At 48.7% G+C, this 11,809-nt stretch carries 18 protein-coding genes; 11 read left to right on the top strand and 7 right to left on the bottom strand.

The features are described 5' to 3' along the window. Nucleotides 1-12: 12 nt before the first annotated feature. From JJU14_RS15380 to JJU14_RS15370, 3 genes are read left to right on the top strand one after another with little or no spacing between them, the layout of a single operon-like run. Complete coding sequence (locus tag JJU14_RS15380) at nt 13-372, top strand: hypothetical protein (protein ID WP_228614601.1); 360 nt, start codon at nt 13-15, stop codon at nt 370-372. Then, the gene (locus tag JJU14_RS15375) at nt 362-790 is read left to right on the top strand and encodes a hypothetical protein (RefSeq protein WP_228614600.1); all 429 of its coding nucleotides are present in this window, start codon (nt 362-364) and stop codon (nt 788-790) included. Before JJU14_RS15380 ends, JJU14_RS15375 begins: the two co-directional genes overlap by 11 nt. Nucleotide 791: 1 nt before the next feature. Further along, complete coding sequence (locus tag JJU14_RS15370) at nt 792-1,091, top strand: hypothetical protein (RefSeq protein ID WP_228614599.1); 300 nt, start codon at nt 792-794, stop codon at nt 1,089-1,091. On the opposite strand, the gene JJU14_RS15365 is transcribed toward JJU14_RS15370, so the two are convergent. The 4 genes from JJU14_RS15365 to JJU14_RS15350 all read right to left on the bottom strand — a co-directional run bounded on the left by JJU14_RS15365 (nt 1,065) and on the right by JJU14_RS15350 (nt 3,535). After that, nucleotides 1,065-1,823: a Crp/Fnr family transcriptional regulator gene (locus JJU14_RS15365; RefSeq protein WP_366914913.1), complete on the bottom strand. Its 759-nt coding sequence runs from the start codon at nt 1,821-1,823 to the stop codon at nt 1,065-1,067. The two genes, JJU14_RS15370 and JJU14_RS15365, sit on opposite strands and share 27 nt — an antisense overlap. A gap of 159 nt (nt 1,824-1,982) precedes the next feature. Continuing rightward, a complete protein-coding gene (locus JJU14_RS15360) occupies nt 1,983-2,735 on the bottom strand; it encodes a Crp/Fnr family transcriptional regulator (protein ID WP_228614597.1) in 753 nt (250 codons plus the stop codon). A 95-nt stretch (nt 2,736-2,830) separates the two neighbouring features. Further along, nucleotides 2,831-3,142, bottom strand: a complete 312-nt coding sequence (locus tag JJU14_RS15355) for a BON domain-containing protein (protein WP_228614596.1) — start codon at nt 3,140-3,142, stop codon at nt 2,831-2,833. Nucleotides 3,143-3,169: 27 nt separating this feature from the next. Beyond that, the gene (locus tag JJU14_RS15350; RefSeq protein WP_228614595.1) at nt 3,170-3,535 is read right to left on the bottom strand and encodes a BON domain-containing protein; all 366 of its coding nucleotides are present in this window, start codon (nt 3,533-3,535) and stop codon (nt 3,170-3,172) included. Between the two features lie 193 nt (nt 3,536-3,728). Here JJU14_RS15350 and JJU14_RS15345 point away from each other — a divergent pair, with 193 nt between their 5' ends. From JJU14_RS15345 to JJU14_RS15325, 5 genes are all read left to right on the top strand, one after another. Beyond that, nucleotides 3,729-4,133: a PRC-barrel domain-containing protein gene (locus tag JJU14_RS15345; protein WP_228614594.1), complete on the top strand. Its 405-nt coding sequence runs from the start codon at nt 3,729-3,731 to the stop codon at nt 4,131-4,133. 133 nt (nt 4,134-4,266) lie between these two features. After that, nucleotides 4,267-4,413, top strand: a complete 147-nt coding sequence (locus JJU14_RS15340) for a lmo0937 family membrane protein (protein ID WP_228614593.1) — start codon at nt 4,267-4,269, stop codon at nt 4,411-4,413. A 31-nt stretch (nt 4,414-4,444) separates the two neighbouring features. Continuing rightward, the gene (locus tag JJU14_RS15335; RefSeq protein ID WP_228614592.1) at nt 4,445-5,053 is read left to right on the top strand and encodes a GGDEF domain-containing protein; all 609 of its coding nucleotides are present in this window, start codon (nt 4,445-4,447) and stop codon (nt 5,051-5,053) included. A 164-nt stretch (nt 5,054-5,217) separates the two neighbouring features. Then, entirely contained in the window at nt 5,218-6,486 is a 1,269-nt protein-coding gene (gene msrA, locus JJU14_RS15330; RefSeq protein ID WP_228614591.1) for a peptide-methionine (S)-S-oxide reductase MsrA, read from the top strand. A gap of 149 nt (nt 6,487-6,635) precedes the next feature. Then, nucleotides 6,636-6,788, top strand: coding sequence for a hypothetical protein (locus JJU14_RS15325; protein WP_228614590.1), 153 nt, complete (start codon nt 6,636-6,638; stop codon nt 6,786-6,788). Here the strand turns inward: JJU14_RS15325 and JJU14_RS15320 are convergent. Both JJU14_RS15320 and JJU14_RS15315 read right to left on the bottom strand, forming a co-directional pair. Further along, nucleotides 6,785-7,396, bottom strand: coding sequence for a Fic family protein (locus JJU14_RS15320; protein ID WP_228614589.1), 612 nt, complete (start codon nt 7,394-7,396; stop codon nt 6,785-6,787). The genes JJU14_RS15325 and JJU14_RS15320 overlap by 4 nt on opposite strands. Nucleotides 7,397-7,476: 80 nt before the next feature. Next, nucleotides 7,477-8,733, bottom strand: coding sequence for an acyltransferase family protein (locus JJU14_RS15315; RefSeq protein WP_228614588.1), 1,257 nt, complete (start codon nt 8,731-8,733; stop codon nt 7,477-7,479). Between the two features lie 133 nt (nt 8,734-8,866). On the opposite strand from JJU14_RS15315, the gene JJU14_RS15310 reads away from it, so the two are divergent. Both JJU14_RS15310 and JJU14_RS15305 read left to right on the top strand, forming a co-directional pair. Beyond that, on the top strand, nt 8,867-9,769 hold the full coding sequence (locus tag JJU14_RS15310) for a LytTR family DNA-binding domain-containing protein (RefSeq protein ID WP_228614587.1): 903 nt from the start codon (nt 8,867-8,869) through the stop codon (nt 9,767-9,769). 97 nt (nt 9,770-9,866) lie between these two features. After that, nucleotides 9,867-10,208, top strand: a complete 342-nt coding sequence (locus JJU14_RS15305) for a VOC family protein (protein WP_228614602.1) — start codon at nt 9,867-9,869, stop codon at nt 10,206-10,208. Between the two features lie 13 nt (nt 10,209-10,221). Here the strand turns inward: JJU14_RS15305 and JJU14_RS15300 are convergent, their stop codons facing one another. Further along, nucleotides 10,222-10,953 (bottom strand): DUF4386 domain-containing protein, encoded by a 732-nt coding sequence (locus tag JJU14_RS15300; RefSeq protein ID WP_228614586.1) that lies wholly within the window; start codon nt 10,951-10,953, stop codon nt 10,222-10,224. 359 nt (nt 10,954-11,312) lie between these two features. Here JJU14_RS15300 and JJU14_RS15295 point away from each other — a divergent pair, with 359 nt between their 5' ends. Further along, nucleotides 11,313-11,522 carry a cold-shock protein gene (locus tag JJU14_RS15295; RefSeq protein WP_228614585.1) on the top strand — a complete coding sequence of 70 codons (210 nt, stop codon included), beginning with the start codon at nt 11,313-11,315 and terminating at the stop codon, nt 11,520-11,522. Nucleotides 11,523-11,809 lie beyond the last annotated feature (287 nt).

Below are 11,809 nucleotides of genomic sequence, written 5' to 3'. Positions count from 1 at the left end.
ACCGGAGTTATCATGAATAAGCCCACAGAAACCAATAGCGTTCAAAGCACCTTTGACCGTGGTGTCGATGCCGCCTCAGGCAGTGTTCACAAAGCCATTGACAGTGCCTCGGATGCCTCGGGCCCAGCCATTAAAAAAGCAACCGATACCGCCCACAGTACAGTGGACTCCATGACCAAAGGTGCTCACCAGGCCTCTGAAACTGTGTCGGCCAAAAGCGCTCAGTTGCAGCATCTGCAACAGCAACTCGCTGATAGCACCAGAGCCCAGATCCGCAATCACCCTTTACTATCCCTTGGGGTAGCTCTGGCCAGTGGCGCACTTTTTGCCATGTGGCTAAACCGCAATGCCGGTGAGAAGAATGCCAGCTAAACCAAACCAAACACCTGCTGATGCGGGTGTTTCTCCATCAGAGCCTGAGCTTAGTGCTGAACTGTCAGGCTGGTGGCTGCAGCTCAAAGTATTGCTGCATGACCAGCTCGAGCTGCTGACGCTGGAAGGCGAGCGGGTTGCCAGAAGCATGGTAGCTCTCTATGTGTTCGGGCTGATAGCAGGATTGCTGGCGCTGACCTTATGGTTTGGTGCATTGGCTCAAATTATTTTATTAGCGCAGGAAACAACCTTGTCTGCCTGGCAATCGCTGGGCTTGGCAATGATCGTCAATGCACTTGGCTTATGGGTTGTGCTAAACCGCTGCGCCTACTACAGCAGCCTGTTGCGCTTTCCTGCTACCATCCAAAGTCTGCGACCACCCCCGCCCCCTATCACTCTGGAAAAGAAGGAATTATGAAATGTTGGCAGCACCCGGGTTAAATCAACGGATCGAACAGCTGATGCAGCAACTGCCACAGCAACGGCAGCAACTTAAACGCCAAACAAACCTGATCACGTCAGAACTTGCGGCCAGGCTGCGCTCCCCGCAAGCTTTGATCGCAGCAACTCTGACAGGTGCACTGGTTACTCTTTGGTGGCATGGGCATGATAACAGCCCAAACTCCCTTATTGCGCATCAAGCCAAGTCCCTGCCTGGCTGGGATATCTTTTACCAGGGCCTTTGGCTGAACTTATGGCGTCCCTTGCTCAGCCATTAAGCGGATAGGTGTATCGGATAACGGCTCTCCGAGCAAACGTCGATACGAATCCTGGCTACATTGATAGCACTCGCAGGCGAGCCCTTCGATAGCGGTTCGATTTAGCAGCCGAATATTGCCCCGGCTGTAGCGGATCCATTGATGTTGCTGCATCACGCCTGCAGCCACCGTCACCCCACTGCGTCGAACCCCCAGCATATCTGCCAGGAATTGATGAGTAAGGTAAAACGAATTGCTATGAGCACGATCATGGCTCATCAGCAACCAACGGGCTAATCGTTGTTCCAAGGAGTGAAAGTGCATGCAAGCTGCGCTTTGCGATAACTGTGCCATTAAAACAAACAGATACTGCTGCAACACCGAGCGGAGTTGCGGACACTCGGGCAATAGTTGTTGCAGCTCTGCCAACTCTATACGCCAGGCTGTTCCTTTGCCCTGCACTACGGCCTGCATCGGTGCCGTACTCACGCCAAGTGCCAGGGTTACACCCAGCATGCCTTCATTGCCAATTAAACCCATTTCCAACGGTTTATGACCAGCAAGCTGAGTTACCAATGAAATAAAACCACTCATCGGAAAGTACAAATAACGGTAAGGCTGATTAGGCTCACAGAGCACAACGCCAAATTTTAACTCCACCTGCTCGCAGTGCCGCTGAAGCAGCACTCGTTCTTTGGCAGAGATCAGTTCCATCAGGTGATTGGTGATAACGGGATTAGCAGGAACAGACACAGGAGTAGCCTTCAGCACCTGGTATACCATAGCGGCGCAAGGCAGGTGCTCTGTAGCCTTGAGCAGGAAGTATAATGGATGTGATGTCCCGTCTCGGTGCGCTGAACAACTTAGGCGATACATTCAACGAGAGGGGACCACGCTTAGTGCCTGGCAGAGTTATTTATTGGAGGGTCGGTAGGGCAGCAAACGATCCGTTTCAGCTTTCACCACGGTATAACACTCGCAGCACAGCTGTTCTAACTTTGGCCTGTTGGTGACGAAAATATGGCCACGGCTGTAATCAATCACCCCTTCTTTATGCAGGCGACCAGCCGCTTCCGTAACCCCTTCACGGCGTACGCCCAGCATATTGGCAATCAGCTCCTGAGTCATCACCAGGTGGTTATCCTTTAACCTGTCTAACGACAACAACAACCAGCGGCACAGCTGCTGATCGATGCTATGGTGGCGATTGCAGACTGCGGTTTGTGCCATCTGGGTAATCAGGGCCTGGGAATAGCGAAGGGTTAAATGCAGTAAATCACCGTGACGGCTAAACTCGGTAATCAATCGTTGGCCCAGCAATCGATAAGCATAGCCGGCGCTTTGCACAATAGCCCGGCTGGTGGTGCTTTCGCCGCCCAACACCAGCGACATGCCAATCAGACCATCATGGCCAACCACGGCAATTTCAGCCTGAGCGCCATTTTCCAACACATACAACAAAGACACAATGCAGTCGGTGGGAAAATAAACATGCCGCATCACCTCACCGGATTCATACAAAACCTCTCCAAGCGGCATAGAAACCAACTCCATGTATGGAAACAACCGTTGCTGGATTTCATCAGAAAGCGCGTCTAAAAAATAATTCTGGCTTGGATGATGGTTGGTAGCCTCAGAGCATTGTATAGATTTTCCTTTTGACATAGCTATCCCCTTCCATGTGAAATAAAAGTAAGCCATGAGTATAGTTGATACTCAGGCTTACTCTGTTCGTTACCGCACATAAGAAGGTCTAGCTACTATTTTACCTGCATATTATTCTTTACCGAGGTCACACCATTTACATCTCTGGCCAAACGCATAGCAATCGGCATGTGTGAAGCTGAGCTGACAAAGCCACTAAGCTGCACCTCACCTTTAAAGGTTTCAACACTTATTTCATTTACTTTGAGCGACTCATGATTAAAAATTGCGGCCTTCACTTTGGTGGTGATGACCGTATCATCGATGTACTCGCCGGTGCTTTCACTGGTCGTAGTTGCGCCACAACCTAACAGCATCAAGCTAAAGAGACTAAGAAAAAATATTGCGTACACATTGCGGGTTTTCATGGTGAATGATCCTTTATTTGCTGTTGTTTAATAACCAACGGTAGCCAGATTGATTTCAAGGTTGTTGTGCACCTCAATCACGCCGGTTACTTCTTTCGCGATCTCGGCCGCACGATTCTTATCTTGCATGGAGGCCACCGTCCCTGTCAGGGTAATATGGCCTTTATTTGCTGCCACCTTGATAGTGTTGCGGGCAAAGGCAGTATCACGCTGTAACGCATTGGATACATCACGGTTCAGACTGTTGTCATCGACTTGCCGGTAAGTTCGGCTCTCATCGACTGACATCGGTTTCGGTTGCGTCGACGATGTGGGGGCTCTGTTATCACAGGCAGTTACTGCCACTAAAGGTAAAGCAAGCAGCAGGGTGTAGAAAGTATGATGTAGTTTCATGGATCTATCCTCATTCGGTGTGAACCTCCAGGCTATACCTACAGCATCCAACATTCTGTGCGCCATCGTACGCAGGCCACTTTTTTACTACGTGTGCCAGCGCACGGAGCAAAGCTCTTGGTTGCACTATGCTGGGTTTCGAGCTTGCGTCAACACTTCGTTCGACAGCAAGTCCACTCAGTTGGAGCTAAAAATGAACTATGAAACGCGTGATACCCTGGGCATGTACAAAGAAAGCCCGGATGGCCCTGGCCCACACCTGATGGGCGCAGATACTCTGGTTGGTAACGATGTTTACAACCATAAGGAAGAAAGCCTTGGTGACATCAAGGAAATCATGTTGGACGTCACCAATGGCCAGGTCAGCTATGCCGTGCTGTCCTTTGGCTCTTTTCTTGGTATGGGCGAAAAGCTGTTTGCAGTGCCATGGAGCGCCCTTACACTGGATACCGCCAACAAAAGGTTTGTGCTAAATGTCGATAAAAACCGCTTAAGCGATGCCCCGGGTTTTGACAAAAAACACTGGCCGAACATGGCCGATAAAACCTGGGCGAAGCAAGTAGATAGTTACTATGCAAAGGATGAACCCAGGGTGTAAACAACCATCCCCTAAGACAACCAGACCCGCTGAACCAGGCGGGTTTTTTTATGCTTTATGTTGCCTGGCGTACATACAGTGCAACGAAACAATCCCATACTAAGTCACATTTAGCTCCAAAAGGTGAACACTCATGTTAGAAACCATTATCGTGTTACTGATTATTCTCTGGGCACTTGGCCTGGTGTCTTCCTACACCATGGGCGGCTTTATCCATATATTGCTGATTATCGCCCTGGTTGTGATTGCTATCCGGGTTATTAACGGCCGAAAAATTTGATGAAACTTCTGATTAAACGAAGGAGTACAGCATGTCGCAGACCCAAGCATCAGAACAGCTCAGTTACGAGGAATTGCAGCAGCAATTGCAACATGCGGAATTAGCCGCAGAGCGTGCCTTAAGTGAGCTGATGGTGTTGCAGCAGCGCCAGGCCTTAACCCAATACTGCCATACCCCAACAAGCCAGCGGATGCAGCAGCTGCTGCAATTCTTGCTAAAGCATGCTGAGCGGCATCGCAGCGGTTTTGCCCTTATGTTTGTGCAGCTGGACCATTTTCAGAAAATTCATCATGAACATGGAACCGCATTGGCAGAACAACTGATCGAACGGACCCTGACACGACTCACTGCAGCAGTGCGCCAATGCGATAGTGTGGCGCAACTCGGATCTGACCAGTTTTTGCTGTTGATCACCGACGTCTCACGTATTTACGATACGGTGTTGGTGGCAGAAAAACTGATGCAAAAATTGGCAATGCCTAATGGTTTGCCAGTGCCTGCGTCAGCAACCTCAGTCAGTATTGGTATCAGCCGCTTTCCCGAAGATGGCAAGGATGCAACCTTGCTGATAGAGCGCGCCGCCGCATCGATGTTGCATGCGCAAAATCGCGGCGGAAATCAGTTTTCGTTGCTGCGATAAAACCATTCCTCCATTTCGTAAGATGAAAGACTTTCATCCTCAGCATATATCTTTAAAAAGCTCAAAGTTCACCACTTTAAGTAGCATCAAAACCAGCAACCATTGCTCTGTTTGCTGGTCTGATGCGTATACCCCTATACAATCACCAACGGATGCAACACCGCATGCGAACTCTTGTTTGGCTTTCATTAACGATGGCACTGCTGGCGGGCTTTGCAGCCAGCCCGGCCAGGGCAGAGGTTGTGGCCAGCAGCCAGCTGGATACGATTGTATTAGGGGCAGGCTGTTTTTGGGGTGTGGAAAAGCGCTTCGAAGCCATGGATGGGGTGCTGGATGTGGTGTCCGGGTATGCTGGTGGACAAGGTGTGACTCCGAGCTACCGGGCCATTACCCACCCTCGCAACCGGCACAACCCAAACAACCATGCCGAGGTAGTTCAGGTTCAGTTTCAACCCAGCCTTATCAGCCTGCAAACTCTGTTAGAACGCTTTTTTGAAATGCATGATCCAACCCAGCAAAACCGGCAAGGCAATGATATTGGTACCCAGTACCGCTCCATGATTCTGACCAACAGTGAGCAGCAAGCGCAGCTGGCGCGGGCCGTAAAGGCACGCTATCAGCCCCTGCTCACCGCGGCAGGTTATGGTGCTATTCAGACGCAGATCCAACCGCTGCAACAATTTTTCGAAGCTGAGGAGTATCATCAGGATTATCTGGCGAAAAACCCGAACGGCTATTGCCCGGACCATGCAACCGGAGTGCGTTTTGACAGCTCCAAATTCCAACTAAACGCACAAGTCGATAACAGCCTACTGCTAAATGGCAAGCATATCGTGATGATCGACTCTGCCAGCTATTGCCCCTATTGCGAGAAATTTAAAGCCGACGTGGTCGCTCATTATCAGGGCAAGATTCCATTGCACCTGCGACAAGCCGAGCAGTTACACCAGCTGACGATAAAGTCCCCGACCTGGGCCACCCCCACCCTGTTATTCCTTGACCAGGGTCAGGAAGTCTTTGGCGTGCAAGGCTATATGAACCCGAAGGATTTTTATCTGGCGCTGGGCTACTTTAGCTTAGGTCAGGACAGCGAGGCGTTTAAAACCGCCTTTCAAAGCGGCACTGACCGCCCCTTTTGCCAACAGTACGAGCTGTTTCGTGATACAGCGGATGGCCAGTTTATTGATGCCTTAAGCGGCGCAGCCTTGTTTGATACCCGCGATCGCTTTGACTCCGGCACCGGCTGGCTGTCATTTACCAAAGCCATCGACGGTGCCGTGATTACCCGGCCCGATCACAGCCATGGCATGATCCGCACCGAAGTTCTGGCCGCCGTATCCGGTATTCATTTGGGGCATGTGTTTAACGACGGCCCCAGAGGCAAACCCCGCTATTGCATCAATGCCACCGTGCTGGATTTTGTGGCCAGATAATACTCCCTGGCTGACAGTACTGACAATGCTTGCTTTAGCAAAAGTGAGTGACTAAAGCATGTGTAGTGCACAAGTCCATCAGATTGAACAATGGTAGCTTGTGGTGTAAAATAGCCGATAGCAGTTAGCTTTTATCTGGATAGCCCATCATGACAGTTAAAAAGAAAAAAGTGACCCAAACCATGATCTTAAGAGCTGTGGCAAGCTCAACTGCTATTGAAACCAGAGCTTCTGTAGAATCCATTGAGAAAAAATTAAAAACGAACAAACGCAAATACAGCTCCCTATTGCTCGCCCACTAAATTATGCCTCTCACTAACCTTTCCATATGCTGGTAATCACATGCAATACCAGCCTGGATCGATTTGATATAAAAGTCTTTTTGCTTATCCCACAGGCTGTAATCCAATAAACCAAGCCCAGCTTTGTGACACATATAGTCGATAAGTAATCGGCTTATTCGTCCGTTACCCTCTCGGAACGGATGTATCAAAATAAACTCGACATGGCTTCGAGCTACGTATGAGACTAACTCTTCTTTCGTTAAGTTTGGCAACCTGTCAAATTGCGATAAATAGTCAGCCTCGAACACATCCAGGCACCGGCTAATTTGCAAAGCTGAAGCGAACTGGAATCCAGCTTTACCCATATCCACATTTCTAATTTTTCCTGCCCATTCATAGACATTACCAAGCCATTGCCGGTGCCATGCTGAAATATCTTCAAAGGAAAATATCAATGACTCAGATGCTTCAGGGCTGAAAACTTTCTCATACAACTGCATTAAGAGTATTACTTCAATATCATCCATTTCATCTGCAAGAACAATACCGAGCTTATTTCGCAATACAGTGTTGTTTGAGCCTGGCTGGTATTGAGTCTCAGATGAATCGATTTCATACCTGGTCATAAGCAATTGCCACTTAGTGGGTTACTTTTAGTTTAAAAGCTCATAGCAAACAATTCAAACTGGCTGACAGCACTTGGAAATCACAACAATAAAGTAATGGCCAAAGGGCTGACCAGCAGCAGACCCAGTGCGTAGCCAAAGGCGCGCTGCCGCGCTGTGAACTCATAACCGGTTTTTAAACCAACCAAGGCTGCAAACCAGGGAAGCTGCCAAAACAGCCAAACGAAGCAGAAAGAACCAAACACTGTAAACAACAACACCAAGGTAGCCTCCAGCCAGGCTCCCAGTGCATAAGGGGTCAGCCAGAGTGCAGCCACTATCAGCAGCGTTTGATGCAGCAGGTAACAAGGAAATACAGCTCGGTTCGCAACCGATAAATAGCGATGTGGCCGATTCAGATAGTACTGAGCCAATGCCAGTAACCAGCAAGTCACTGCGACACCCTGCACCGAAAAACTCAGGCGTAACGCAAACAATCTGCCTTGCATCAATTCAGGTTGAAACTCCGTCTGGTTGATGATGAAGTAAAGGCCACATAATAGCAGGTAATTCAGGCCACAGAGCCAACCAAGCCAGCTGCGGGCTTCTGAGAGTCGTTGCCAAAAAACAGGCAACTGCACGACCAACATGCCCAGCAGGAAAAATAACAACCCCTGCAACTCGCGGATGCTATCACCACTAAACTGGTAGCGAATCAGCAGAAGCAGACTACTCCAGAGCACCAATTGCCAGTGCAATGGCAAACTAAACAGCGCCTCTAACCAACCTCTTACTGGCTTTAAAAACAATAATGGTGTGACCAATAATGCCAGTAAAGTAAAAGTCCAGAGTGAGCGTAAAAACCAGAGATGATTTACATCGACATGAGGCCAGACACCACGCTGATAATCATCAAACAGCGGATGCTGCAAATCAAAAAAAGCACGATAAAATTGCCAGTAGCTCAGTTCAAGCCCATCCTTTTGCACCATTTCCGCATACAGCTGTGGAGGCACAATCAGCCATAACCCTACCAGCAGGGGCAACAGTAAAACCACCGTCCGCTTAAGTCCGAACAAGAAGCATGATCTCCAGCCCAGGTATTTTTGCAACACAGCAGCCAGCGCAAAACCGGAAATAAACCAGATTAAAAACATCCGCCAAGGAGACGACAATAGCATCAGATATTCAAGCGAGGAGGATAAGTACTGGCTTTTGTAGTGATACCCCCAGGATCCTACATACAGCATGCCAAGGTGATACATCATCAATAAGCCAAAGGCCAGCACGCGCAACCAGTCCAGATCATAACGTCTGGCTGGATGGGAATAAGGCATAGTGTTTATAGCAACAGACATAACCACTCCATTTTAATACTCCAGGATGTACCTGATTTCAAATAACATCTCGTGCTAGTATGCATGGTGGTCGCAGACTGTCATACAGCCACTCAGCCCAGGGGTGGCAAAATGGGATAACAGGTGGAATCAGATGACAAGCGGTAAGGCTTCCTTTTTGCAATGGGTTCAGCGCTACCCCGCACTAAGCGGATATCTGCTATTTTCTTTATTCTTGGCGATCAATGCGGCAGTGAATGTCAGCTCTATCTGGACAGAGCATCAACGCGATCCAGCCAGCGATCTCCTGCTCTGGCAACCTCTGCTCTGGGAGTACAGCAGTGTGGTCAGCACTCTGCTCTGCAGCCCATTGCTGTTTTGGTGGTTCAAACATCACCCGCTGCAATTCCGGGCTCCCATCCGTCAGTTGTTGCAACATCTTGCTGCTTCCGTGGTGTTTTCACTCAGTCACATCGGGTTGATGGTGTTATTGCGCCATTGGATCTATAGCTGGATGGGTAGCAGTTACCAGTTTGGCCCGCTCAGTCGTGAGTTGCTGTACGAATACCGCAAAGACGTCTGGGCTTATGTTGTGTTTCTTTGTGGTTATCAGCTAGCTCGTTTCGTTTACTCGCGCTTGCAAGGCGAAGCTTACCAACTGGATACAGAGGATGCCGGCGAAGATAGCAGTCAAAAGGACAACAGACCATCCGATAGTTCCATCAAAGCACCGGGTTACTTTCTGGTCAAGAAACTTGATAAAGAATACCTGATCCGAGTCGAAGACATCGCCTGGCTGGAGGCCAATGGCAACTACGTCAATCTGCACAGCAAGGGCAGGATCTATCCAATGCGCGCCACCCTGGCCGCAACCATGGCGCAACTCAGCCAAGCCGGCTTTTGTCGGGTACACCGCAGCCTGGCTGTTAACCTAAGCTATATTGACAGTATCAGTTACCAAAGCAGCGGGGATGGCACCATCAATCTCAGTTGCGGCCAACAGCTACCGCTATCTCGTCGCTTCAAAGAAGCGTTCAAAACAATAGTGGCAAGCTGACTATCCTCTTGCTATAACAAGCTTGACTTGACAATGCGCAACCGGTTGTTAAAGCAGTTTGGTGCAGCAAAGGAGTAACTCTATGAAGAAAGATCCGATGAAACAAACCGGAAAAATCAATTACATTGAACTGCCCTGTCGTGATATGGCTGCTACCAAGGCATTCTTTAACCAGGTGTTTGGCTGGGGTTTTGTCGACTATGGTCCTGAGTATATGGCATTTGCAAACGCGGGCATTGATGGCGGCTACTTCCAAAGTGAGCAAAAAGCACTAACCGAATATGGCAGCGCTTTGGTGGTGCTGTACAGCGCAGAACTGGAGCAAAGCTTAGCGGATGTGAAAGGTGCCGGTGGCCACATCCTGAAAGAAATCTTCAGCTTTCCAGGTGGCCGCCGCTTTCACTTTACCGATCCCAGCGGTAACGAGTATGCGGTTTGATCGGATGTATGAATTAAAGAATGCTTTGGTTACCTCTGGTAGCAGCCATATGCCATTTCTCTTTATGTACACCTTTAAAAATAAGCCAGAGAGCTAAGGTCAGTTCTGCGATAAATGACAATACAAGAATAGGAAACACCACAGCGGAAAGCGCAGGAGCAATAAGCAAGATTAGGCTGTTGGTTAAATAACTGACACCGGCAACCATCAGCAAAACCCCAAGAAATTTTGGAAAATAGCCCGAGCGAAAGATAAGCGTTCCATAGCCAAGACAGGCAAAACCAAAGAAGATCAGCCCAAGGCCAAAGCCGTAGTCATGCAGACTTGCCAGCACCATCACCTGAGCGTGGATTTGTTCGGTCGTAAAAGCAGACAAAGAGTAAGCACTGTTCATAATGATTAGCGGTGCCAACAGCAGCAATTTATTGGCAACAAGCACAGCGGTTTGTACCAAATTAAAAGCCACAGAAAGCAAGGCCAAAGGTTTACTTACCTGCTTTAGTAAGAGGTACAGAATAACCATCACAGGAATGTCGAGCGCATGCATCAGCACATCACCGGTAATACTGAGCCGCCAGCTCGTTTCTGCCTGCAGGATATTGCTGGCTGTTAAGGCTGCATCACCATAAACGAACAGCGGCTCTCTGATAAATAGATAGCCCACCAGGCCAAGGAAAATGATAAAAAGGTAGGACAACCCGGCAACTCTGGCATAAAGGTTCGGTGCGTCTGAAAAAGAAGGCATTACGAATGTTCCTGTCATTTTCTTGCTATTTGCATCAGTAGACCAAAAGATCGTCCAACTGACAACGAAACACTGCTATATTCCCGATCCATGAAGGAACGAATACGCCTTTTCGGTCAGAGCCATGGGCAGCTGAGAAATAAAAAACATTATTTTTATAACTAAACGAAATAAAGTTTGACACCCTGCTAAAACCCTGTACACTGGCCTTGCTTGATTAGTTTGTTCGTTATTTATGCAAAACCTCGAATGTTATTGCCGTTTTAGTAACTCTCCTGTATTCATAAGTTAAAACATCTCTCACAGCACAATCGCCTGACATCAGGCATCATTATTTTTAATTAATACAGGTATATACCATGTCTAATACAACTACCGGCATCGTCAAATGGTTTAACGAAGCGAAAGGCTTTGGTTTCATCGAACAAACTTCAGGTCCAGACGTTTTTGCTCATTTCAGTGAAATCCAAAGCTCAGGCTTCAAAACCCTGGCAGAAGGCCAACGTGTTCAGTTCAGCGTAACTGCTGGCCAGAAAGGTCCACAGGCTTCAAACATCACTGTGATGTAATCGTTAAGACAGTGCCGCAGCCTTCAGAGCCACTCTGAATCCTCGGTCATCTTAACCAAAAAAGGCAACTGCATCGCAGCTGCCTTTTTTATTGGCTGTTAAAAAGGAACACCCCCTCACATTGCACGAGCCAAGCGCCGCTCTTCAACAGCAGCGTACAACACTGGCACCATCAGCACGCTGAGCAGCACAAACAGCATCCCGCCCAGGGTTGGGATCGCCATCGGGATCATCAGATCCGCGCCGCGCCCACTGGCGGTCATCACCGGCAACAGCGCCAGTATGGT

This window comes from Alkalimonas sp., assembly GCF_020831925.1.
Classification (GTDB): Bacteria; Pseudomonadota; Gammaproteobacteria; order Enterobacterales; family Alteromonadaceae; genus Alkalimonas.
Note: the sequence above shows the minus strand (reverse complement) of the source record. Positions and strands in the feature narration are given on the sequence as shown.